This is a genomic window from Streptococcus sp. ELY_137, assembly GCF_058314515.1.
Map to the genome: position 1 here is coordinate 1 of NZ_JBZFUL010000016.1, position 23829 is coordinate 23829.

Sequence of the window (23829 nt, forward strand, 5' to 3'; positions counted from 1 at the left end):
GTACTCGCCTCTAAAAATATGACTGAAAGTGATTTACAAAAAGAGACACAGGCTATGGTAAATAAAACAGTCATTCACGCATGGTTGGAAATCCATCCTAGTCGTTTCAGTGAAAAAAATTGGGGAGACGTTAAGATTAGCCCTATGACAGTAAAAGAAGATTGAACTTTTTGGCAGATGGCTTGTGAGTAGTTGTTTAATCTCCACTGGTTATCGGAATTATGAACAAATGAGTTTTATTCGTGCTGATATGGGTCTTGGGGAAGAAAACGAAAGTGGTTACTTTGGTTTTGATAGGGAATACTATGATACCAATAAGTCCTATTATCAAGAATAGAGACAGTCTTAAAGAAAAGAGTGATGATCTGAAAGCAGACGGTAAGTGACATGAAGCGACCTTATAAGATACTCTTAGCTATTCTACTCACCTTATTTTTGGCTGGTTTTGTTGCTTTATCTGTCTTAAATCATCAGACGCGCCAGAAAAGTACCAATATTTTTGATGAGATGTATTATGATGAGACTTCTTTTGCGACTCGAGTTTTCCATTTTGGGGGCACCCATTTTAATCATGTAAAAGGTGTTAAAGCTTATCACAGAGGACGCGGAGATGAAGGGGCAACCTCTTATGAATTTCCCAATTCTAATTATCGCTATGACAAGTCCCTATTAGGGAAAAGCCGACAGTATTTAATCCTTTCCTTCTACTATCCACCTGATACCTTTTATGATGATGGAGTTATAAATTTTTCAACATCCTAGAATATTAATCATTATAATATACATATTGATTATTATTATAATGTCAAAACTAAGATACTCTCAAAGAGCTTTGCCATACATGATAAGTTTAATGACATTTACTATCATACCTCAGGTGATGGACAAGAAATTAAAGCAATTTTGCGGAAACTTAAGGTAGATAAGGCAAACATCTACCGCCATGGTGACAAAAGTCTGCATAAGATTTTAAAGGATTGGTCTTCTGTCTATCACAGTCGTTTTTCACCAAATATTGAGCACTGGGGCAAAGTAGAGGTCAAGGAAGTTCGGACTACCTCAGATGATGACTTAGAGGAACTGACATCAAAGTAAAATGAAACGAAGTTACAAGATCTCTCCAAGTAAAAAATATTTAAAAATCTATTTTAAATATTAATTTTCTGTGCTACACTGATGAAAACAGGATAATAAAGGCGAGGTCAGAATGGTAGAAATAGAAAATAAAAGAGAATGGTTCGGTCCATTACCCCAAGGAGCAGCTAGTAGGCGCCCTATAACCACTAAGGTAAAAACGATAATAGTAGGTGCCCTCATCTACTCGCTGGCATTCTATGGTATTGTTATTTATCGATATGTGACAGGTCAGGCTGATGGTTACTGGCGATTTGTGGCTGAGAGAAACTATAATCTGGTTACAGAGCGATGGGAAGAATGGGATGACGAGTACGATGGCTGGAAACGACCAGTCTTAGTAGTAGCATCGCAAAGAGTGACCATGTACCGCTATGGCGACCATGTCAATAGCTTGGTTATTGATGAGCCTCAAAATAGCTACCGCTTAAATCCTCTATCAAGAAAAGTTGTGCCAAACTTATCGGTAAAGGCCTATAAAAAGATGGTAAATAGTGAGGGTGATGGCAGCAATGGTGAAGAACCCTTGGAAACATATGCTAAGAGGTCTAAAATGACTTATAAAGTTAGTGGTGATTATCTGACTGTGACCTACTTTCATGAGGATGGCAGTTTGGAAAAACAAGTTAAGTATAAGTATATCGAGGACGCTGATTTTCATTTGGAGGCTGTATAGGATGTTATGGATTAAGTCTTTTAATAAGAGACAGCTGAACCTCCTCAAGTGGCTAATACCAAGTATACTATTGCTCCTTGGGGCAGGCTTCTTTTATCGCTATATGACTGGTAATATTGATGGCTATTGGTTGGAAGAATCTAGTTATAGGTACCATTATGCAAAGGATGTCTGGGAGGAAGATAAGGAAAATAGTAGTCCGGATTTGGTTGTTGCGATGGGTAGTCAATATCGTGAATTTGACAAAGATTACTACGAAGCTGAAGGAGATAATGAGTATGTAGCTAGTGATCCGCTATCAAACGGAATCAAGATAAAAAAATTCTCAAGGACTGTGGTCAACCGTTATTCATCAAGTGACTACGCCCGTCATTTGAGTCGGATTCAAGATGATTTTGACTTGACTGAGCCTTATGTGAATGGTTTTGCTCATACATATGCGTCTCGTTTACCAAGATATTACAAGAGGAAGGGGAATCGCCTGATTCTAACGACTTATGACAGAGAAGGAAGAAAGTCTCAGATTTCAACTTACAAGAAAATTTCTCCGAATAAGATTAAACTTTCAAAATATCCGCCTTATGAGAATGTATAACTTAGGAGGGAACCATGCGTGGGAAAAAGGCGATAATGGTAGGAAGCAGAAGCGGTCTAAATTAGGTTTGCAAGCTAAGCAAGATAAGAAAATTAAAACCATAGCATAACTCCTCGAAATGTTGGATAGTTTTCCACTATCAATATTATCTCAATTATTGGAGGGCTCTGCTATTGCTTCAGTCCTGAATGATTCATACGGGATTGTGCACTGACCCCTGAAAGTTGGATAAGAAATTATTACAAGGATTTAGTTTTGTGTTGGACGGGACTAAGTCCTTTTAGTTTTGTTTTAATGCGTTTATTATTGTAGTTAAAAATGTAATCTGTAATAGCTTGTTCTAGCTCATCAAGAGTCTGGTAAGATTTTTCATAGCCGTAAAATATTTCAGACTTGAGAATTCCTAGGTTGGCACATATTATCGGTTTTATGTTTGTGAGGATTATGGTAAATGGACTTTTGCTCATGCATAAATTTAATTTTACTCACTTTGAAAGTAGTGCCTTGGCTGTTATATTTACAGGTTTGATTCTATTTGTCATAAAAGAAATCCTCGTTCAAATGCTCAGAGCTGGATGAAAAAATAGCAGAGCTATTCAGCAAGAAAGTTGGCTCCGTTTTTTTAGCTTTGATGGCGATACCTTATCAGCAAAAGGAAAGGCTGCCTTATCAGTCCATCCTGAAATTGTTAAATGCCCCCCGAAAAAAATTTGGAGCGGTCTTATAATTTGTAGGCATCATAAAGCTAGCTCTAGTAAGTCCTGCTGGACTTTAATACAAAAAGTCTGCCTCCTCCTTTAGCAGAAAAAAGCGACACTCTCTTACTTTTGTATTTCTAGTGAAGGTCTTTGAAGAGCGGCAGAAGTATGCTATAATAAGCTGTATTGAGTAATTCCTACTCGTTGAAAATAAAAATATCTTACGAACTTGGGCTTGCTCTAGCTCGGTTTTAGTTGAGAAAGCTAATCTTTTCTTATTTCCAATTTCTAAGGGGTATAAAATGCCCTCCAGAGCAGCTCGGGCTTTGCCTTGTCCAATTTAATTTTCTTTGAGTAGTTGTTTAGTAGTTAGGAGAGAAAAATGGAATTAACGCGTGATCAAGTTTTTGTTAATCAGTACCACTATGACGCTCGTAATTTGGAGTGGGAGAAGCAGCACGGGGAGCCTAAGACTAATGTAGAAGTAACCTTCCAGTTGGTCAGCAAGGATGAGGAAAAATATGAGACACACTTGGTGTCGGTTCTCCAGTTCCAAATTGTACGCAGTGAGTTTGTTATTGCTGGTGTTATTTCGCAGATGGTTCATCTTAAAAACCGCCTCGTCAATGAGCCTAAGGAATTTTCACAAGAAGAAGTGCAAAATTTAGCAGCCCCTCTTTTGGAGGTCTTGCAGCGCATGACTTATGAAGTATCAGAGATTGCTTTGGACCGTCCGGGTATCAGTCTAGAGTTCTAAGATGAAACTAGCAATTATCACAGACTCATCAGTCTATTTGCCGTCGGAATTTTTGGATCACCCAGATTTGTATATCTTAGATATTCCGATTATGATAAATGGTGAGACCTATGTTGAAGGGAAAAATTTGACTATTGAGGAGTTTTACCCTAAGATGCGTCAGGCTGCTAGTCTACCTACAACCAGTCAACCCAGTATCGCTGAGCTGGATGATATTCTGACCAATCTAGTTATCGGTGGCTATACACATGTATTGGGACTCTTTTTGTCCAGCGGTATCTCAGGATTCTGGCAGAATATCCAATTTTTGATTGATGAGCATAAGGAATTGACGATTGCCTTCCCAGACAGCAAGATCACCAGCAGTCCTATGGGGTACATGGTGATCTCGGCTCTGCGTATGGCTGAATCAGGTCGGAGTTTTGAAGATATTCTAGCTTCTGTTCAGTTCATGATTGATGGGACGCAGGCTTATATCGTAGTTGATGACCTCAATCATCTAGTCAAGGGCGGCCGCCTCTCGAACGGTGCAGCCCTTTTGGGTAATCTCCTGAGCATTAAGCCCATCATGTACTTCAACGATGGAGGTATTGAGGTTTTTGAGAAGGTCAGGACAGAGAAAAAAGCCTTCAAACGTTTACTAGCTATCCTCGATCATCAATCCCAGCAGGCAAACTGCCAGACTTGGATTATTGAGGCTAATGCCAAGAGTAAGGCTGAACATTTTCGCCAGCTTTTGGTAGACAGTGGTTATCAGGGTCCCGTTGATATTGTGCCTTTTTGTGGCGTGATTTCGACCCATCTGGGTGAAGGAGCGGTTGCTGTTGGATTTACACCGATAAGAAGCAGCTGACTGATAGACTGTTTGCAGATAGTATTATAAGGCTGAAGGCAGGATTGGCATGGTGCCAGAGGTACTATAAGAGGAGGAAAGAAAGATGCGTATTAAAGTTATTGTTGCAGGTTTTAAAGGACGGATGGGCTCAACTGCAGTCGACATGGTTAAAGGCGATGCCGATCTGGAATTGGCAGCCCTCCTAGATCCTTTTGCGACTGAGAAAGAAGTCGATGGTGTCCCTGTTTTTACTGACAAGAAGGATTTAGTTGGTTTCGATGCCCAAGTTTGGGTGGATTTCACCATGCCTAAGGTTGCCTATGAAAATACTCGCTTTGCCTTAGACAATGGCTTTGCGCCTGTCGTTGGAACAACAGGCTTTACCGAAGAACAAATTGCTGAATTGGTAGCTCTTTCTGCTGAGAAGAGTCTAGGTGGTTTAATTGCCCCTAACTTTGCGATTGGAGCGATTTTGCTGATGGAATTTGCAGCCAAGGCTTCTAAGTATTTCCCAGATTTGGAAATTATTGAACTCCATCATGATAAAAAAAAGGATGCCCCAAGCGGTACGGCAATTAAGACGGCGGAGCTGATTCGTGAAGCGCGTGATTTTAAACAACAAGGTGCTCCTGATGAAGAAGAGAGTATTAAGGGTGCACGCGGGGCAGCTTTTGACGGTTTCCGCATTCATTCGGTGCGCTTACCTGGTTTGGTAGCCCATCAAGAGGTGATTTTTGGGGCTGAAGGTCAAGGACTAACTTTGCGCCATGATTCCTACGACCGCGTTTCCTTTATGAGCGGTGTTAACCTCGGTATCAAGGAAGTTGTTAAACGAGATAAACTTGTGTACGGTTTGGAACAGTTGCTATGAGATTAAAACAGTTGCCTTCTGAATTTCAGGAGGCTTTGCCAGTGTTAGAGAAAATAAAGCAAGCAGGATTTGAAGCTTATTTTGTAGGTGGTTCAGTCCGTGACGCTTTGCTTGGCCGTCCCATTCATGATGTCGATATCGCAACTAGCTCTTATCCACAAGAGACCAAGGAAATTTTTGATCGAACGGTTGATATTGGTATCGAACATGGAACAGTTTTGGTCTTGGAAAACGGTGGTGAGTATGAGGTGACCACTTTTCGGACGGAAGATGCCTATGTGGACTATCGCCGACCTTCCAGTGTTTCTTTTGTGCGCTCTTTAGAAGAAGATCTTAAAAGGCGTGATTTCACTGTCAACGCCTTTGCTTTAGCTGAAGATGCCCGCGTTATCGACTTATTTAATGGTTTGAGTGATCTGGACAATCATCTCTTGCGCGCTGTCGGTAAGGCTCAGGAGCGTTTCAGTGAAGATGCTTTGCGAGTTATGCGCGGTCTGCGCTTTGCGGCCAGTCTTAACTTTTCTATTGAGGAGCAGACTTTTGCTGCTATGGAACGCTATGCTCCGCTCTTAGAAAAAATTTCGATTGAACGTATTTTCATTGAATTTGATAAATTGTTAACAGCTCCCCATTGGAAAAAGGGACTGCAAGCTCTAATCGACAGCCAAGCTTACGAGTATCTGCCAGATCTAGCGGGAAAAGGACCGGCCTTGGAGCAGTTTTTAGTGGTGTACGAAGATAATTTTGTTTTTGCGACAAGCGAACAAGCTTGGGCAGCTCTTTGCTTAGTTCTGGAAATTAATGATGCGGTTACCTTTTTGAAAAAATGGAAGACGGCGACTCATTTTCAAAAAACAGTAGCTGACCTCGTGGCTATCTACCGTTATCGTCAAAAGTCTACGCATAGCAAGCGGACACTTTATGACTACGGTAAGGAGTTGGTCTTACTGGCTGAAAGTCTGCGTCAGGCACAAGGACTAATAGTTGATTTCCCCTTGATTGAGCAGCTGGACGAAGCGCTAACCATTCATGATAAACATGAAATTCTTATCAAAGGCGGTGACCTGATAAAGGAACTGGGACTAAAGCCGGGACCAGACTTAGGGCAGATTTTGAGGAATATTGAAGAGGCCATCGTTCAAGGCGGACTTCCCAATGAACGGATGGCTATCTTGGATTTTGTTAAGAGCGGACTCTAAGGGGATTTTAAATATGATAAATCTCACTGCCTGTGCTTAGGGGCCAGAGATCCTTATTTTATCTGCCTTTTGGAAAGTCATTGAAAAATTTAGTAGTGTAATAGGGAGAGAGCAATGAGTGATTTTAGCGCTGAAAATCTAACCAAGACGGTTGGGGATAAGACTGTTTTTCGGAAGATTTCTTTTATGATTCATGAGGGTGACCGAGTCGGTCTCATCGGAGTCAATGGAACAGGAAAAACTACACTTTTAGATGTTATAGCAGATAGACTGGGATTCGATGGGGATGTCTCTCCTTTTCGTAAGCCTAAGGATTATCAGATTGCTTACTTGACGCAGGAACCTGATTTTGATGATAAGCGAACGGTTTTAGATACCGTTTTGTCTTCTGATTTGCGTGAGATGGTTCTAATTCGGCGCTATGAAGCACTGATGCTGGATTATCAAGCAGGATATCAAGCTGAACTAGAGCGTGTTATGGCTGAAATGGATAGTCTCAATGCCTGGAGCGTTGAAAGTGAGGTTAAAACGGTGCTGACTCAACTGGGGATTTCTGACTGGACTAAACAGGTTGGTCAGCTTTCTGGTGGCATGCGTCGGCGGGTGCAGTTGGCTCAGGTCCTCTTGGGCGAAGCTGACTTACTTTTACTGGATGAACCTACCAACCACCTAGATATTGATACAATTGCTTGGCTGACCCTTTACCTCAAGAATTCTAAAAAGACAGTCTTTTTCATTACACATGACCGCTATTTCTTGGACAATGTCGCAACACGAATTTTTGAATTGGACAAGGCGAGTTTGATAGAATATCAAGGAAATTATCAGGACTATGTCCGCCTCAAAGCAGAACAGGATGAGCGCGATGCAGCGGCCCTGCATAAGAAAAAGCAGCTTTATAAGCAAGAACTAGCTTGGATGCGCACTCAGCCACAGGCTCGAGCGACCAAACAGCAGGCACGTATTAATCGCTTTAAGGAATTAAAAGGTGATCTTAGCCATGCTAATGCAAAAGCAGATCTGGCTATCGATTTTGAAACGAGCCGAATTGGTAAAAAAGTACTGAACTTTGATCAGGTCAGCTTTTCCTATCCTGATAAGCCCATTTTGCAAGATTTCAACTTGCTGGTGCAGAACAAGGATCGTATTGGGATTATCGGGGATAACGGTGTTGGGAAGTCAACCCTGCTCAACCTAATCAGTGGGGACTTGGAACCAACTGGTGGCCGTTTGGATATTGGTGAGACAGTGCGTATTGGCTATTTTTCTCAGCTCATTAAGGATATGGATGAGTCCAAGCGAGTGATTACCTATTTGCAGGAAGTCGCAGATGAGGTGAAAACATCTGTTGGTACGAGCAGTGTGACTGATTTGTTAGAGCAATTTTTATTCCCGCGCTCTACTCATGGTACCCAGATTGCCAAGCTATCTGGTGGTGAGAAGAAGCGTCTTTATCTGCTTAGAATTTTGCTTGAAAAGCCTAATGTTCTCTTACTGGATGAACCTACCAATGATCTTGATATAGCCACTCTGACAGTTTTGGAAGAATTTTTACAGAACTTTGGCGGCGCTGTTATCACCGTTAGCCATGATCGCTATTTCCTAGATAAGGTGGCTAATAAAATTCTGGCTTTTGAAGACGGCAGCGTCCGTGAATTCTTCGGTAATTATACGGACTATCTGGATGAGCAGGAATTTTTAAAAGCCAATGCAGCAGTGATTCAAAAATCTGAAAGCTCCAAAGTCCACAAACCCAAAACAGATAAAAGACGGATGTCTTATCAAGAGAAGCAGGAATGGGCAAGTATTGAAGAAGATATTGCTGCTATAGAAGCTGATATTTCAACTATCGAAGCTGAAATGCAAGACTGCGGCAGTGACTTTACTAGGCTGAGCAAGCTGCAAAGTGATTTAGACAGCAAAAACGAACAGCTCTTGGAAAAATATGAGCGTTATGAATATCTAAGTGAGATGGAAACATGAGGATTCGACCGATTGAACCCGATGATAATGCTGCTGTTGCGGCTCTTATCCGCGATAGTCTTCAGGCCTATGGTCTGGATAAGCCAGAAACAGCCTATGATGATCCCCAGTTAGATGATTTGGCTGGTTATTACGACAGGGTGAAGTCATCAGCTTATTTTGTCTTAGAAAACGATGGTGAAATCGTTGGCTGCGGTGGTTTCGGTCCTTTGTTTAAGCAAACGGCTGAGCTGCAAAAGCTCTATCTAGCGGCTGATTATCGCGGACGAGGACTTGCCAGCCAACTTGTTGAGAGGATTGAAACAGCAGCGCGCACTCTAGGGTACGAGCGGATTTATTTGGAAACTTCCAGTCTTTTGGATCAGGCCGTAGCAGTATACGAACATCTTGGTTATAGCCAGTTGGCCTCTCCCTTGCAGGCCGACAGCCCTCATACTGCTATGGATATCTGGATGGTAAAATCTCTGGCAGAAGGGATATAAGAGATGATTCATTTTATGCTATTATAAGCAAAATTAGCAAGGTGGATGTTGATTATTTATTGAATAGTATTCAAATACTAAATGTAAAATTTAGAGAGGAAAACTATGAACCTAATTTGGTCTTATTTGAAAAAGTATCCTAAGTGGCTGGTTTATGATTTGTTTGGTGCTGTTTTATTTGTCGTGGTCAATTTAGGCCTACCGACAGTTTTAGCGCGGATGATTGATTTAGCGATCAATCCTAAAGATAAGCAGGCACTTTATTTTTGGGCTGCCATCATGTTTCTGGTCGTACTTGCCGGAATTGTTGGGCGAATGACGCTGGCCTATGCAACCGGGAAGTTGTCCACTAATATGGTTAAGGATTTGCGTAAGGACATGTATGCCAAGCTTCAGGATTATTCCCATGAAGAGTATGAAAAAATTGGCGTATCTTCTTTGGTGACACGGATGACAACGGATGCCTTTGTCCTCATGCAGTTTTCTGAGCAAAGCTTACGGATTGGCGTTGTTACGCCCCTGATGATGAGCTTTTCGGTTGTTATGATTTTGCTGACCAGTCCTTCATTGGCCTGGGTTGTTGCAATTTTTATCCCTTTTTTGATTGCTACCATTGCTTATGTAGCTGCCAAGACTGGTCCGCTCTCGGAGAAACAGCAGAAGACTTTAGATAAGATAAACCAGTACGTCCGGGAAAATCTGACCGGTCTCAGGGTTATCCGTGCTTTCGCCCGCGAATCCTTCCAGGAGGAGCGCTTTGATAGCAAAAATAAAGATTATGCGGGCATTTCAACTCAGCTCTTTACCTTAACGGGACTGACAGAGCCTCTGTTTATCCAGATTATTGTAGCTATGATTGTCGCCATTGTCTGGTTTGCTTTGGAGCCCCTGAATAAGGGAAGCTTACAGATCGGAGATCTGGTCGCTTTTATTGAGTACAGTTTCCATGCTCTCTTTTCTTTCTTGATTTTCGCGAATCTTTTTACCATGTATCCGCGTATGGTGGTTTCCAGCCACCGTATTCAGGAAGTGATGGCTATGGACTTGTCCATCTCTAAAAATCCAGACGGGGTCACTGAGACTCAAAGCCGAGGTTACTTAGAATTTGACAGTGTCACCTTTGCCTATCCTGGCGAGACAGAAAGCCCAGTTCTTCATAATATTTCTTTTAAGGCAGGTCCGGGTCAGACGACAGCTTTTATCGGATCGACTGGTTCTGGTAAGTCTTCATTGGTCAGTCTTATTCCGCGTTTTTACGATGTAACTTTGGGCAGGATCCTAGTGGATGGTGTCGATGTTAGAGACTATAATCTCAAGGCCCTGCGCCAGAAAGTTGGTTTTGTCCCGCAGAAAGCCCTGCTATTTACAGGCTCCATTGAGGAAAATCTCAAATATGGTAAGCAGGATGCCACAGTTGAGGACTTAGAAGAAGCTGCTAAAGTTGCCCAAGCCAAGGAATTTATTGACAGTCGTGAGGATGGTTACGATACTCATTTAGCTGAAGGTGGCAGCAATCTGTCCGGTGGGCAGAAACAGCGCTTAGCCATTGCTCGAGCGGTTGTGAAAAAGCCGGATATTTATATTTTTGATGATTCCTTCTCAGCTCTTGATTACCGAACGGATGCTGAATTGCGTCGCCGTCTCAAAGAGGTTACGCAAGATGCCACTGTTCTCATTGTTGCCCAACGGGTTGGAACTATTATGGATGCTGATCAAATTATTGTGCTGGATGAAGGCGAAATCGTTGGCCGCGGAACTCACGATGAGCTAATGGTTTCTAATGAAATTTACCGTGAAATTGCTGATTCTCAACTTAACAGTAGCAATCAGCTAGAAGAAGCATAGGAGGAAAAGATGCGTAAAAATGTATTTGTACGGCTCTGGTCCTATCTGAAGCATTATAGGGGAACGCTCTATTTGGCGGTCTTTCTAAAGATTGTTGCTGCCCTTGCCAGTGTCTTAGAGCCTTTTGTTTTGGGCTTGATGGTGACAGAATTGACTGGGAGTCTGGTGTCAGGGAGCCCTATTAATGTTGGCCGCCTTGTAGTTTTACTTATCATCTATGCTGTTCGCGGTTTATTATCGGAGATCGGTAGTTACGGGTCCAACTATTTTATGACGCGGACAGTACAGCGTTCTATCCACGATTTGCGCTATGACCTTAGTCATAAAATCAATAAGATCCCAGTGTCTTATTTCGACCAGCATAAATTTGGGGACATGCTAGGCCGTTTCACTAATGATGTCGAAACTGTTTCTAATGCTCTGCAGCAATCTTTCTTGCAAGTTGTCAATGCCGTATTGACCTTAATTATGGTCATTGTTATGGTGCTTTATCTCAATCTTCAGTTGGCTGTGGTGGTAATCATCAGTATCCCTGTTACTTATCTATCTGCCAAATACCTGCTGAATAAATCCCAACCCTATTTTAAACGTCAGGCTGATGTACTGGGAGATATGAATGGTTTTGTTCAGGAAAATTTAACAGGGTTTAATGTCATTAAACTTTACGGCCGAGAAGAGGCTTCTGCTAAAGAATTTGAGGGAATCTTAGAGGAGCTGCAGGAGGTTGGTTTCAAAGCCAGCTTTATTTCAGGTATCATGATGCCCATCCTCAATGCTATCTCAGATTCTTCCTATTTGATTATTGCTGTCTGGGGTGGACTTAAGGTGATTGCTGGAACTCTGACAATTGGTAACTTGCAGGCTTTTGTCCAATACCTTTGGCAGATTGGTCAACCCATTCAAACTTTGACTCAGCTGGCGGGGATGCTGCAGGCTGCCCGTTCATCATTGGAGCGGATTTTTGCTGTTTTAGATGAAGAAAATGAGGTAGCAGAGGTCAGCGAGCAGCTAGCTGGTGATTTGACCGGTCAAGTTTCTTTTAATCATGTTGAATTCCAGTATGAAGCTGGCAAACCCCTGATAAAAGACTTTAATTTGGATGTCAAACCTGGTCAGATGATCGCTATTGTTGGGCCGACTGGAGCAGGCAAAACAACCTTAATCAACCTGCTTATGCGCTTTTATGATGTGACCAAGGGCGCTATTACAGTAGATGACCACGATATTCGCCATCTATCTCGGCAGGAGTACCGTCAACAGTTCGGTATGGTGCTCCAAGATGCTTGGCTTTATGAAGGAACCATCAAGGAAAACTTACGCTTTGCTAAGCTAGATGCAACAGATGAAGAAATTATCGCTGCGGCTAAGGCGGCTAATGTCGATCACTTTATTCGCACTCTACCGGGTGGCTACAATATGGAAATGAACCAAGAATCTAGCAATGTCTCTCTGGGACAGAAACAGCTCTTAACCATCGCTAGAGCTCTTTTGGCTGATCCAAAGATTCTGATTTTGGATGAGGCGACTTCCTCGGTTGATACCCGCTTAGAACTCTTGATTCAAAAAGCCATGAGTCGACTTATGGAGGGACGGACAAGTTTCGTCATTGCCCATCGCTTATCAACCATTCAAGAAGCTGATAGGATTCTGGTCCTCAAGGACGGCCAAATCATTGAGCAGGGCACCCACGACAGCCTCTTGGCTGATAAGGGCTTCTATCATGATCTTTATATGAGTCAATTCAGTCAGTCTTAAACAAGTGCTATAAATTTCTCCACTGCAAGCTCACTTCTTTTGCCCTTTTGAATGAAAGTATTTATGGGAGAAGCGTATCGAGAATGAAAAAAACACGGAAAGTCTATTTTAAACAAAGGGGTTGACAATGAATGGATTAGAAGATATGAGCTCAGAAGAACTTCGGCAGCTTTTTCCTATCTTTTTGGTAGCCCACAATGATGACTGGACAAATTGGTATGAAGAGGAGAAAAAGAGTATTTTGGACTTACTTGCGGATAAATTTTCTGTCAGCGTTCATCATATTGGCAGCACCGCTATTCCCAAGATTTGGGCTAAAAACATTGTGGATATTTTACTAGAAGCTGATAACAGACAAAGTCTTCAAGCGATTAAGACCATCCTGCTGGCTAATGGTTGGCTTTTTATGAGCAAAGCCGAAAATCGCATATCGCTTAAGAAGGGTTACACAACAAGTGGTTTTGCTCCAAGAGTTTTTCATCTGCATCTGCGATTTTTGGGAGATTGTGATGAACTCTATTTTAGAGATTATCTGATTAAACATCCGAAAACAGCTAAAGCTTATGAAGAGTTGAAACTTTCTCTCTGGAAAAAATTCGAACACGACCGTAATAGTTATACGGAGGCTAAAGCAGACTTTATCAGGAAATATACTGAATTAGAAAAGCATAAGGGGGATAAGAATATATATAGTACAGCCTATTTTTCTCGGCCTAACAGACAACCAAACACGTGAATCATTAATACTTGTCAATCCTGCATCGGCCATGATGCTGGATTTTTCGCTATGGCTTGAAACTAGTTTTTCTCTTTGAGAAAAACAAGAAGACCACCAGCTAAGCTGGTGGCTGATAAGGCTTCTAGTTTCCATTTATTATGCGATTTTGGACGCTAAACAAATAAATTACTCATTAACTCTACGCCAGTTTACCATTATCCTAAAAACTCCAAACACATTATAATAAAGGTCTTCAACCCCGCTGAGCGAAGAGAATTCAAATATAGTGGCTTGTATGCGGCGATTAAAACAAATGCCTGTTGCTATGGACAAAGATTTTTTAAATGACTAGGAGAAAAATTGCTATGATAAGGATGTAAGGAAAGGAGAGAAGTGTATGATAATTTTGAAAGATAAAGGTCAAGAAGTCATACACCTTTCTGCCAGGCAAAGAAACTCTATGACTTCTGAAATTTTGGCACAGGAGCTGCAGGCCATTTCATTAGTGACTATTTATAGTATGAGTTTCGCATTATCGATCTTTTTTGAATTTTTATATTTTACAAGGCTGAGAATACCTTGTAGTTATGAAGCTAATATTTCTTATTATGATTAGCCAGATTAGATTTAGATATTAAAAGGGTGGATTGATTAAATTTTTGAAAATATTTTAGTGGTTGAAATTAAAAAGATCCGATTCTTTTCGGATCTTTTGCTGTTATTTAATCGTTTACAGTTTAGCGAATTCTAAAGTAGAGCGAGAGGAGGGCAATTCCAATCATTAAGAAGAAGAAAGCGACTATAATGCCAATAATACTGGCTGAAAACAGGGGGCTGCCCAGTAGAATAAGGCCAAATAGGATAGTAAGAACAGCCGAGGAGAGATTGATGGAGTATCTCGGATAGCCAGCTCGACGCAGCTGGACGCCAGTGACTAGGCGCAGCAGTCCAGATAGCAAGACCCAGTAAGCAATGATGGTCATAAAGGCTCTGGTTAAGGAAAAGACAGAGCTGCTCAGAAGTACAAAGCCAAAGACGACAGAAAGCAGACTTTGAACGAGCTGCCAAATGCTGCGGTATTGGGGATTGTTCAAATATTCCAGAAAACTAGCAATTCCAGTCACAAAGATAACTAAGGCGATGATCCAGGCAATCGTAGCCACACTGGTTAGTGGATTCGCAAAGAGAAAGCCAGCGTACAGGATTGAAAACACCCCTCCGATTAAAGGAAACCATTTCATAAATATACCTCACTTCGATAATTACCTCTATTATAGTTTAGCAATAAAAGAAAAGCAAAGAGAACCTATCATTCTTAAAAATAAGTATTTCTTGAACGTCAGTGTTCTCGATTAGCTTTTTGTTTTAGCTGTGTGTGCTTGAAGCCCTTGTATCTTAATTATGAATACCAAACAAATAACCTATCTGATTGAAACGGCTAAGACCCTGAATTTGAGCCGTGCCGCTGAAAATCTCTACATTTCTCAGCCATCCCTATCTTACCAAATCAAAGTTATTGAGGAAGAAGTTGGCTTTGCGATTTTTGACCGTATCGGGAAAAGCATCCGCTTGATGCCTGCAGGAGGGGACCTGATTGTGTCGCTGCAGCGCATTTCGCAGGAGCTGCAGTTTGCCATTGAGCAGGCACAAAATATGGGGGAGCGTTACAAGGATTCGATTAAAATTGGATTTTCAACCCGAACGTCCCTCTATTATCTGCCTGAGGCTATCAAAATCTTTGAAGAAAAACAACCATCGGTGCAGATTGTGCCAGAAATTCAGTCACCCGATGATTTCATCAGCTCTTTTATGCGCAGAGAGCTGGACATAATTTTGTTGCCGCGGGAGGAAGCTGAAACGCTGACGGGTGTCGGTATCCATCCACTTTTTACAAGTCACATCTATCTCTTGTGTCAAAATTCGGATCCGCTTGCCCAAAAAGAAGTTATTACTGCTGATGACTTGGCCCATCGTACTTTGCTGGTAAACGGTGGATCATCGCCAAAACTTCGCCAGGTCCAGCAGCGCGTCTTATCAAGTGTGCCTATCCATCACTATAACAGTCCGATACATGATTTCACACTGATCCAAGTCGCAAGCGGTAAGGCCATCTGCCTCTCGCCAGGCTTTCTTAATGACTACTCAGGACAGTTTGTCTGGATACCATTTGACTGTCCAGAGCAGTTTGACTTTGTCTTAGTGACACATGAGGATAATCGCATCACTAGTATCAAGGTGCTGATTGATATCCTACAAGATTTATACGATGGGGTGAGAGATCTTTTTTAAGCATTTAAAACTTTACCAAAACCTTTTGAGGTTTTAATTCTCTGATAACGAGGAAGGAAAACAGTAGGAGGGCTATGTTATAAAATATCACATGAAACATAAAAAAATAGAAAAAGATACGAAAAATCCTTGACAAAATATTCAGAATATTTATATAATAAAGGACGTAATTATAATTACAAAAATGTCATATCGGAGGTAAGTGTAATGACAAGTGGACAAGAGTACGTTAACAGCGTCTTTGACAAGGTCAAGAAGCAAAATAGTCATGAACCAGAATTCCTGCAAGCAGTGGAAGAAGTTTTCCAGTCTTTGGTTCCTGTTTTTGATAAATATCCTAAGTATATCGAAGAAAATCTTTTAGAGCGTTTGGTTGAGCCAGAACGTATTGTGTCTTTCCGTGTCCCATGGGTTGATGACCAAGGAAAGGTTCAGGTAAACCGTGGTTTCCGCGTGCAGTTCTCATCTGCTATCGGGCCTTACAAAGGGGGACTTCGTTTCCACCCATCGGTAAACCAATCTATCATCAAGTTCCTCGGATTTGAACAAATCTTTAAAAACTCACTAACTGGTCAGCCTATCGGAGGCGGTAAAGGTGGCTCTAACTTTGACCCTAAAGGCAAGTCTGACAATGAAATCATGCGTTTCTGCCAAAGCTTTATGACCGAGCTGAGCAAACATATTGGCGCAGACACCGATGTCCCCGCTGGTGATATCGGTGTTGGGGGACGTGAGATTGGCTACCTCTATGGTCAATACAAACGCCTTCGCAATGAATATACTGGTGTCCTGACTGGTAAAGGCCTACAGTGGGGTGGCTCACTGGCTCGTACGGAAGCAACTGGTTACGGTGCTGTCTACTTTGCAGAGCAAATGCTTAATGCGCGTGGTGAAAACTTTAACAACAAGACAGCTATTGTGTCTGGTTCAGGTAATGTTGCTATCTACGCAACCGAAAAATTGCAGAGCCTCGGTGCTAGGGTTGTAGCCGTATCTGATTCATCTGGTTATGTTTATGATCCAGATGGTATTGATGTGGCTCTCTTGAAGGAAATCAAGGAAGTTAAACGTGAACGTATCGTTAAATACGCCGACGCTCGTCCAAATGCAACGTTCACACCAGCTGGCGGTGACACAACTGTTTGGTCTATTAAAGCGGATTTGGCCTTCCCATGTGCTACCCAAAATGAATTGAGCGAAACTGACGCTGAAACCTTGGTTAAAAACGGAGTTATCGCCGTTTCTGAAGGGGCAAATATGCCATCAACGCTGGGTGCCATTGATGTCTTCCTTAAAAATGGCGTTTCATTTGGTCCAGCCAAGGCTGCCAATGCCGGTGGTGTAGCCGTATCAGCGCTCGAAATGGCTCAAAATAGCGGACGCACATCATGGACATTTGAAGAAGTTGACTCTAAACTCTATGATATCATGAAGGGTATCTATGAAAATTCAGCAGCGGCAGCTAAAGAATTTGATCAAGAGGGCAACCTTGTTGTTGGTGCCAATATCGCTGGTTTCCTTAAAGTTGCTGAGTCCATGTCAGCACAAGGTATTGTCTAGGCAATCCGATAGTTATTTTGCTATAAAACTCCAATAAATATTACAAAACAGATAAAACACTTCAGTTTCTTTCAGATGCTGAAGTGTTTTAGTTAATAGCCTATACGGTCTAACATAAAGAAACCGTATAGGTTATTTTTGATAATGAAACTAGGGAATTATAATAAATTATTGGAATATGATAAAATGGGGGATGAATGATGATTTTGAAATGGAGGAGAATTTATGAAATCTAAACGTTTTATTCTTAGGAAAGCTTTATTAGCTACACTGCCAGTTTATTTTATAGGATGTCCTCTGGTGACGCAGGCCGATGAACTAGAAAGCAGTGCCAGCACGGCAGTTCCGTCTGAGGCTGCCAAGGTGGCGGAAAGCACTCAAACTGATGCTGTCAATACTAACCAGACAGATAGTGTTGCCTCTGCTCCAGAATCGGCTACAGTAGCTGTAGAAGAGGCGGACAGCACCTCAGTTCTTGCAGAAACTGAGGAAGCTTATCAAGAAGAGAGTGAGGCTGTCCAAGATAATGCTCAAACTGTCCAAACAGTTCCATCTTCTCTTGCTTCAGAGACTGAAACGGTAGAGCCAACAAAACTTACTTCTCAGTCAGTAATTATTCCGGCCTATCAGCGAGGAGATGATTTCTGGACGAGGATTGAAAATGTTGGCGGAGATCAGATTCCTTATGTTATTGTCAATCCTGCCGGCGGTCCAGGTCCCAAAATTGATGAGGCCTATCAGAAACACATTGCCAATAATATCAACAGGGGAATTAAAAATGTTGCCTATGTTCCAACCGGTTTCTTTAACCGCCCAAGTACGGATGTCTTAAACGATGTAGACCGTTATGCGGAATTTTATGGAGAAGGTAATCTTGCAGGTATTTTTTTTGACGAGGCATCTTATGGTGGAAATGCTTCAGATGCTCCAAAGATGGCGGAATACTATCAATATGTTAAACAAAATTATCCTGACATGATTGTCATGGCCAATGCTGGCCGGTCTATTACTGACGAAATCGCTCCTTATGCTGATATCTGGCTGACAAGTGAAGTCAGTGCCGATACCTATATCAATAATTTTTACCAGCCGATTTCCCAGTTTGAGGCTGATCCTGCCAATGCTAATCGCATCTATCATGTGATTTATGCGGTTGACCCTTCGCAATATGATGATATTATTGCTCTATCCCGAGCTAGAAATGCTGGCTGGGTAATGATTACAGATGACGTAAAGAATAATCCGTATGACCGATTGCCAACAGATTTTGAAAACTTGGTTGCTCGTATTAACTCCGAAAACCAGACAGACAATCCTGTACCATCTGAATCTGATAAGCCAATCAATGAAAAATCAGAAATGGAAGATACAACCGAATCATTAGTAAATAATCTGCCAGCAGCTGATCTATCTGATCCGTCTTCTCGATCGGCTCAGAATTTAAATGCTTCTGAGAATTCTCAAGAAGAAGCGGTTAAAAACGGACAAATGTTACCTGCTACTGGCAGCCGGAGGACAGTCGCCATAACAGTTATGGGATTGGGCTTGCTGCTGGCTGGATTCAGTCTGATGAGCCGTAGAAACAAGAATCGGTAATGCTAATAGAACGAAAGAGTCTGGAACAAAGTGAACAGCTCCCTGTCAAGTGGACAGTGAAATAATAAACGATCAAGCAAGGGCCTTGTTCCTCACTTCAAGAGGGGCAAGGCCCTTGTGCTTCTCTTGATAGCGGTGGTTATTATAAAAAGTCATATAGGTGTCAATATCAGCGACTAGCTCCTCATAAGTCTTGTAAGTTTTTAGGTCGTAACACTCCGTCTTGAAGTGTCCGAAAAAGCTCTCAATTGGGGCATTATCAATACATTTACCGACCCGAGACATGGAACGGGTCAAGCCATACTGTGTGGTCACCATACGGTATTCTCTAGAAGTGTACTGAGAGCCTCTATCACTATGAATCAAAGGCCTTGCACCGGGATTAGCGACCATAGCCTTTCTCAGGTTCTCCATGACCAAGGGATTATCATTGTGAGGACTGATAGGGTAAGCCACAATAGCCCCATCATATAAATCCTTGATGGCACTTAAATAAGCCTTGGAACCCAAACCATACGGCAGGAAGGTGACATCCGTACACCATTTCTGATTAGGAGCACTCGCTGTAAACTCACGGTTGAGAAGATTCTCTGCGGTATGCTGGTAACTGGTCTTGGTGCAATAACTATGTGACTGGCGGATCACAGACTGGAGACCAAGAATCCGCATGAGACGGCGAATCCGCTTCGTATTATAGTGAGTTCCTAATTGACGATTAATAAAACGGGTCATTCGCCGATAGCCTAAAATGCCACGGTACTTGGCATGCAGTTCTTTAATGCGTTCACATAACTCTTGGTTGACTGCCTCAGACTCTGTCTCTTCGTGAGCCAGCCACTTATAGTAACCAGAACGCGAGACACTCAAAAGCCGGCAGAGATGACTAATGGGAGCCATCTGATTCTCTTCCTTATACTCATAGATAGCTTGGTAGGCTGCTAAGTGACGTCCTAATCTTACCTGTGGTTTCGCCTCTGGATGGCTTTCAACTTTTTTAGCAGGCCGTTCTCCATTTCTAAGAGATGATTACGCTCTTCTAATTGTTTGATTTTGAGTTGGAGAGCTTCCTCAGCTGTTAGGTGAGGCTTGGTAGCTAGCCCTTTTCCACGGCGATCCTCTAGAGATGGCGAACCGTCTTTTTCATACTTGCGAACCCAGGAATAGACCTGCTGGTAGGAAACACCGTATTTCTCCATGGCGGCTTGGTAGTCCTTCCCATGGGCTAAGGTATAGTGAACAATCTCAATGCGTTCTTCAAAAGTAGTTTTGCGTCCTTGTTTCATTCGAGTCAATCCTTTACTAGTGGCTTTTAAATCTTTACCATTAGTATACCTTTTTAGCCATTTTGAGAGAACAGAACGAGACGAAATCTGGTAACGCTGACAGATGTCATAGGTAGAGCCCTTTCCGTCAAGATAATCCTTAACTGCTTGTTCTTTCAGCTCTTTGGCATAGGGTTTCCACGTTCGACTGTTTTTTAGCCCTTCCACACCAGCCGTTTCATAGCGTTTTATCCATTGTCTAAGAGTATAATCAGAAACTTGGTACTTCTGAGTTAATTGACTGAGCGAATAGTGATGCGTCATATATAACTGAACAATATCTAGTTTCTCTTCTACTGATTGGCGATTTCTTTTAGACATACGAAAAACTCCCCTTATAGTGTCTAGTGAATTTTGTTTTTTCACTGTCCACTATGAGGGGAGTATATCACAAAGACTGTTCCAAACTCTTTTTTTGTTTATTTTATATTGATAAGTCGTAGTAACTGAAATAGTCTCTGACACACCGATAAATCAAGTTTTTAAAGTCCCGCTTACCTATATATGATGCAGAAGTGTCTTTTTCAGATCAAGCGTTCAGTAAGAAAAAAGGGGAGAAAAATTGAACTTTTGAAAAGTTCGGAATTTTCCTCTAACTTTTGGTATGCAGGGGGATAAATAAATGTTTATGATCTGCGATTCATTTCACGTTAAAAGGCTAATGAAACTATTGCCGTTTTTTCTTTAGCTGCATGTTAGAGCATTTTCTTGCATCTCAGCTCTAAAACGCTTTCACAAGAGGAGGGATTTGTTATAATAGTCGCTAAGGAGGCGATCCTGTGAAATTGAAGTTAGAAGAAATTTCTGATGGCGAAGAAGAAGTGATTATTCGCTATCGAAAATACAGTACCAAGGTAGAAGCTATCAGCCGTCTGGTTAATCAAGACAGCGATAAAATTTTAGCGCGCAATGACAGCGGAGACCGCTATTTGGCTTTGGACGATATTTTGTACTTTGAGAGTATTGACGGCAAAACCTTTCTTTATACTGCTCAATCAGTTTATCAGGTTGCGCCAAGTCTGAAAAACTTGACTGTCGCTTATGCTCACTGCGGCTTCTTTCGCTCTGCTAAAGCTATGGTGCTCAATATGTACCACATTGAGAGCTTTAAAAGCCAGTCTTTTGGCCGGATCGAAGCCACTCTGGACAATGGTGAACGTGTCCTTATCTCACGTAAATACGCCAATAAACTCAGACAGGTCTTGCAGGAGGGAATTAAAGATGAAGACTAAGCGGTGGGAACGTTTCTTAAGTCAGGAAATTGCCAATGAATATAAGACAGCTATCTATTGTTTTTGTGTTTATTTTTTCTATGCTGTTTACCAGCTTTTGCAGGGAAGGACAACAGCCAATATCTATTATTTAATCGAAATGGTCATTGCGGCCTATGTTATCACTCAGATTCAGGTTTTTCTGTTTAAAAACTTTGATGAAGCTGATAGGTTAGCAGGGAGAGAACTGCTAGGCTTAATCGTTTGTTCCTGCCTCTATGGTGCTGTTGGGCAATGGCTGAGCTGGTTTGATAGCAATCTCCTAGCAGCTGCTTGCTTTGTCCTCTATGTGATGCTGGAATACTTGACTATTTTTATTGCCAACAAAATCAAGCGTAACATTGACAGCAAGAAGCTAAATAGATTGTTGGATGATTATAAGAATCAAAGAAAGTGGCAAGTGGAATATTATGTCAGAGATAAAATTAATGAAATTAAATAATGACGAGATGTATTACAGTGATACTGGGGAAGGTATCGCCCTAGTTTTTTTACATGGTCTTGGCTGCGATGGACGAATGTTTTTACAGCAAATTCTAGCTTTTCAGCATCAATATAGAGTAATTTGCCCTGATTTATTGGGAAACGGAAAATCCTCTATTTTAAAAGTCCCTGTTAAGCAAGTGATTGAAAAGCAGGCTGCTGCTGTGATTGCTTTACTGGATGAACTTAACATTAAAGAGGCAGTATTTTGTGGAACGTCATATGGTGGGATTGTCTGTCAGCATATTGCAGTCAACTATCCAAATTATGTTAAGGGATTGGTTTTAACTGATACATTTTCTGATACGACTATTCATAACATCAAGGAGTTTCTTAATAAAATGGCTATAAGTGCTAGTTTATGGCTCTATTATTGTCGCGGTCTTCTTAAATGGTCGGTAAAATCACAGTATAAAGGATTTCCAGAAGCACAAAGTTATATGGAAACCATTATGGGAAACTTACGCAGTCGGGAAGTGGTTTTACAGCGCAGGGCTATTAACCAAATTAATTATACTGAGAAGATTGGTCAGTTAAAAATACCTATCTTGTTGTTGGTGGGAGACCGTTATAATCTTTTGATCGACTATATGAAGAGAATTCATCAAGTTATGCCATCCAGCCAAATTAAAGTTATTGAAGATTCCTTTGATCCGTCTAATATGCTCAAGCCTGATAAGTATAATCAACTGTTATTGGAATTCTTAAACACTTCTATCTAAGGAAAGGAAGCAATCACATGGAAACTGTTATTGATATCAAGCATTTGCGCAAATAATATGGCCGCCACATGGGCGTCGAAGATGTTTCCCTACCTGTTGAGAAAGGTGAAATCTTTGGTTTTTTGGGCTCAAATGGTTCTGGGAAATCAACAACCATTCGCTGTTTGCTGGGGCTGCATTGTCTTATACAAAAGTGTGAAGGATCAGCTGACAGATACAGCAGCTCTCTATGCTAATATGGGAGAGATGGCCAAAGCTTTGGGGCTGGATAAGGTTAGTATCGCAACTTTAGACGGCTATTTTGCGACTGAGATTGTTTTAATGTTCGGACTGGGGGCTGGGATGTTTGCGGCTATGATGGTAGCAAGCAGTCTGTCCAAGGAAGAAGAAGGACATACCAGTGAATTTCTTTACACGCTTCCTTTTGCCCGTCTGAACATCCTGATGTGGAAGTATATTAGCCTGATCCTTATGCTGCTGATATTTAATCTAATCGTTATAGGACTGGAAGTATTTGGTATCTGGCAGATTGATTTAGACTTTTCTTATAATCTCTTTCTCAGGTATCACGTCTTAGCCTTTTTGCTGCAGATTGAAATTGCCAGCCTGGCTTTCTTAGTTTCTGCTTTCAGCCGTAAAAAACAAATTGGTCTCTCACTCGGGCTGGTTTTGCTGCTCTACGTCATGGATATAATGTGCCGTATTGTGCCGGATATCGCATTTCTCAAATACCTGACACCCTACTATTTTGCGAGCGGCGCAGATGTTTCAGTCAAATCAAATTACAGCCAGCCTATTTAGCTGTTGCTGGGGCTGTTATTGCAATTAGCTTGATCGTCAGCGCAGCTTATTACCAAAGGAAAGATCTGAGCGTTTAGATCGCATGCAGGATTTTGATTTAGCCCAGACCAACGATAAAAATTTCGAAAATGATAATAGAAATAGGCTTTTTCTTGTATTATAAGAAGAATCTGATCTATCCGCTTGAAAGTCTAGTTTTACCTATCACAAAAAAGCATGACATTTTCCCTTCGTTTG

At 41.6% G+C, this 23829-nt stretch carries 21 protein-coding genes and 4 pseudogenes; 22 read left to right on the forward strand and 3 right to left on the reverse strand.

Going from position 1 to position 23829, the window contains the following annotated elements; genetic code table 11:
- From AC4HAO_RS09525 to AC4HAO_RS09540, 4 genes and pseudogenes are all read left to right on the forward strand, one after another.
- Positions 1-165 (forward strand): TipC family immunity protein (locus AC4HAO_RS09525; RefSeq protein ID WP_491135239.1); only part of this gene is annotated, 165 nt, incomplete at its 5' end.
- A gap of 222 nt (positions 166-387) precedes the next feature.
- A pseudogene (locus AC4HAO_RS09530) lies at positions 388-1095 on the forward strand (TipC family immunity protein).
- A 112-nt stretch (positions 1096-1207) separates the two neighbouring features.
- Positions 1208-1810: a hypothetical protein gene (locus AC4HAO_RS09535; protein ID WP_491092874.1), complete on the forward strand. Its 603-nt coding sequence runs from the start codon at positions 1208-1210 to the stop codon at positions 1808-1810.
- Position 1811: 1 nt separating this feature from the next.
- A complete protein-coding gene (locus AC4HAO_RS09540; RefSeq protein ID WP_491092875.1) occupies positions 1812-2405 on the forward strand; it encodes a hypothetical protein in 594 nt (197 codons plus the stop codon).
- Between the two features lie 239 nt (positions 2406-2644).
- Here the strand turns inward: AC4HAO_RS09540 and AC4HAO_RS09545 are convergent.
- Positions 2645-2809, reverse strand: a pseudogene (locus AC4HAO_RS09545) (IS3 family transposase); the annotation flags it as partial.
- Between the two features lie 676 nt (positions 2810-3485).
- On the opposite strand from AC4HAO_RS09545, the gene AC4HAO_RS09550 reads away from it, so the two are divergent.
- From AC4HAO_RS09550 to AC4HAO_RS09595, 10 genes are all read left to right on the forward strand, one after another.
- Complete coding sequence (locus AC4HAO_RS09550) at positions 3486-3860, forward strand: DUF1149 family protein (protein ID WP_491092876.1); 375 nt, start codon at positions 3486-3488, stop codon at positions 3858-3860.
- A 1-nt stretch (position 3861) separates the two neighbouring features.
- Positions 3862-4713 (forward strand): DegV family protein, encoded by an 852-nt coding sequence (locus tag AC4HAO_RS09555; protein WP_491092877.1) that lies wholly within the window; start codon positions 3862-3864, stop codon positions 4711-4713.
- 85 nt (positions 4714-4798) lie between these two features.
- Positions 4799-5566, forward strand: a complete 768-nt coding sequence (gene dapB / locus AC4HAO_RS09560; protein WP_491092878.1) for a 4-hydroxy-tetrahydrodipicolinate reductase — start codon at positions 4799-4801, stop codon at positions 5564-5566.
- Positions 5563-6765, forward strand: coding sequence for a CCA tRNA nucleotidyltransferase (locus tag AC4HAO_RS09565; RefSeq protein WP_491092879.1), 1203 nt, complete (start codon positions 5563-5565; stop codon positions 6763-6765). The genes dapB and AC4HAO_RS09565 overlap by 4 nt, the downstream gene beginning before the upstream one ends.
- A 114-nt stretch (positions 6766-6879) precedes the next feature.
- Positions 6880-8748: an ABC-F family ATP-binding cassette domain-containing protein gene (locus AC4HAO_RS09570; protein WP_491092880.1), complete on the forward strand. Its 1869-nt coding sequence runs from the start codon at positions 6880-6882 to the stop codon at positions 8746-8748.
- Positions 8745-9230 carry a GNAT family N-acetyltransferase gene (locus AC4HAO_RS09575; protein ID WP_491092881.1) on the forward strand — a complete coding sequence of 162 codons (486 nt, stop codon included), beginning with the start codon at positions 8745-8747 and terminating at the stop codon, positions 9228-9230. Before AC4HAO_RS09570 ends, AC4HAO_RS09575 begins: the two co-directional genes overlap by 4 nt.
- Positions 9231-9335: 105 nt before the next feature.
- Positions 9336-11075 carry an ABC transporter ATP-binding protein gene (locus AC4HAO_RS09580; protein ID WP_491092882.1) on the forward strand — a complete coding sequence of 580 codons (1740 nt, stop codon included), beginning with the start codon at positions 9336-9338 and terminating at the stop codon, positions 11073-11075.
- Between the two features lie 9 nt (positions 11076-11084).
- Positions 11085-12830 carry an ABC transporter ATP-binding protein gene (locus tag AC4HAO_RS09585; RefSeq protein ID WP_491135225.1) on the forward strand — a complete coding sequence of 582 codons (1746 nt, stop codon included), beginning with the start codon at positions 11085-11087 and terminating at the stop codon, positions 12828-12830.
- Between the two features lie 127 nt (positions 12831-12957).
- On the forward strand, positions 12958-13566 hold the full coding sequence (locus AC4HAO_RS09590; RefSeq protein ID WP_491135226.1) for a GrpB family protein: 609 nt from the start codon (positions 12958-12960) through the stop codon (positions 13564-13566).
- Positions 13567-13945: 379 nt separating this feature from the next.
- Positions 13946-14164, forward strand: coding sequence for a hypothetical protein (locus AC4HAO_RS09595; protein ID WP_491135227.1), 219 nt, complete (start codon positions 13946-13948; stop codon positions 14162-14164).
- A 121-nt stretch (positions 14165-14285) separates the two neighbouring features.
- Here the strand turns inward: AC4HAO_RS09595 and AC4HAO_RS09600 are convergent, their stop codons facing one another.
- Entirely contained in the window at positions 14286-14789 is a 504-nt protein-coding gene (locus tag AC4HAO_RS09600) for an HdeD family acid-resistance protein (protein WP_491092886.1), read from the reverse strand.
- A 160-nt stretch (positions 14790-14949) separates the two neighbouring features.
- On the opposite strand from AC4HAO_RS09600, the gene AC4HAO_RS09605 reads away from it, so the two are divergent.
- The 3 genes from AC4HAO_RS09605 (at position 14950) to AC4HAO_RS09615 (ending at position 18993) form a co-directional block, all read left to right on the forward strand.
- A complete protein-coding gene (locus tag AC4HAO_RS09605; protein ID WP_491135228.1) occupies positions 14950-15837 on the forward strand; it encodes a LysR family transcriptional regulator in 888 nt (295 codons plus the stop codon).
- 207 nt (positions 15838-16044) lie between these two features.
- The gene (gdhA, locus tag AC4HAO_RS09610) at positions 16045-17397 is read left to right on the forward strand and encodes an NADP-specific glutamate dehydrogenase (RefSeq protein ID WP_491135229.1); all 1353 of its coding nucleotides are present in this window, start codon (positions 16045-16047) and stop codon (positions 17395-17397) included.
- A 225-nt stretch (positions 17398-17622) separates the two neighbouring features.
- Positions 17623-18993, forward strand: coding sequence for a spherulation-specific family 4 protein (locus AC4HAO_RS09615; RefSeq protein ID WP_491092890.1), 1371 nt, complete (start codon positions 17623-17625; stop codon positions 18991-18993).
- A gap of 72 nt (positions 18994-19065) precedes the next feature.
- Here the strand turns inward: AC4HAO_RS09615 and AC4HAO_RS09620 are convergent.
- A protein-coding gene (locus tag AC4HAO_RS09620) for an IS3 family transposase (RefSeq protein ID WP_491135230.1) occupies positions 19066-20636 on the reverse strand; the annotation gives its coding sequence in 2 pieces (ribosomal slippage) (positions 19066-19967 and positions 19967-20636; 1572 coding nt in all).
- A gap of 458 nt (positions 20637-21094) precedes the next feature.
- Between AC4HAO_RS09620 and AC4HAO_RS09625 the strand changes: the two genes are divergently transcribed.
- The 5 genes and pseudogenes from AC4HAO_RS09625 (at position 21095) to AC4HAO_RS09645 (ending at position 23669) form a co-directional block, all read left to right on the forward strand.
- On the forward strand, positions 21095-21547 hold the full coding sequence (locus AC4HAO_RS09625) for a LytTR family DNA-binding domain-containing protein (protein ID WP_491092891.1): 453 nt from the start codon (positions 21095-21097) through the stop codon (positions 21545-21547).
- Positions 21537-22028 carry a DUF3021 domain-containing protein gene (locus AC4HAO_RS09630; protein WP_491092892.1) on the forward strand — a complete coding sequence of 164 codons (492 nt, stop codon included), beginning with the start codon at positions 21537-21539 and terminating at the stop codon, positions 22026-22028. Before AC4HAO_RS09625 ends, AC4HAO_RS09630 begins: the two co-directional genes overlap by 11 nt.
- Positions 21997-22791, forward strand: coding sequence for an alpha/beta fold hydrolase (locus tag AC4HAO_RS09635; protein WP_491092893.1), 795 nt, complete (start codon positions 21997-21999; stop codon positions 22789-22791). Before AC4HAO_RS09630 ends, AC4HAO_RS09635 begins: the two co-directional genes overlap by 32 nt.
- 17 nt (positions 22792-22808) lie before the next feature.
- Positions 22809-23015, forward strand: a pseudogene (locus AC4HAO_RS09640) (ATP-binding cassette domain-containing protein); the annotation flags it as partial.
- A pseudogene (locus AC4HAO_RS09645) lies at positions 22924-23669 on the forward strand (ABC transporter permease subunit). The pseudogenes AC4HAO_RS09640 and AC4HAO_RS09645, both read left to right, overlap by 92 nt.
- Positions 23670-23829: the final 160 nt, after the last annotated feature.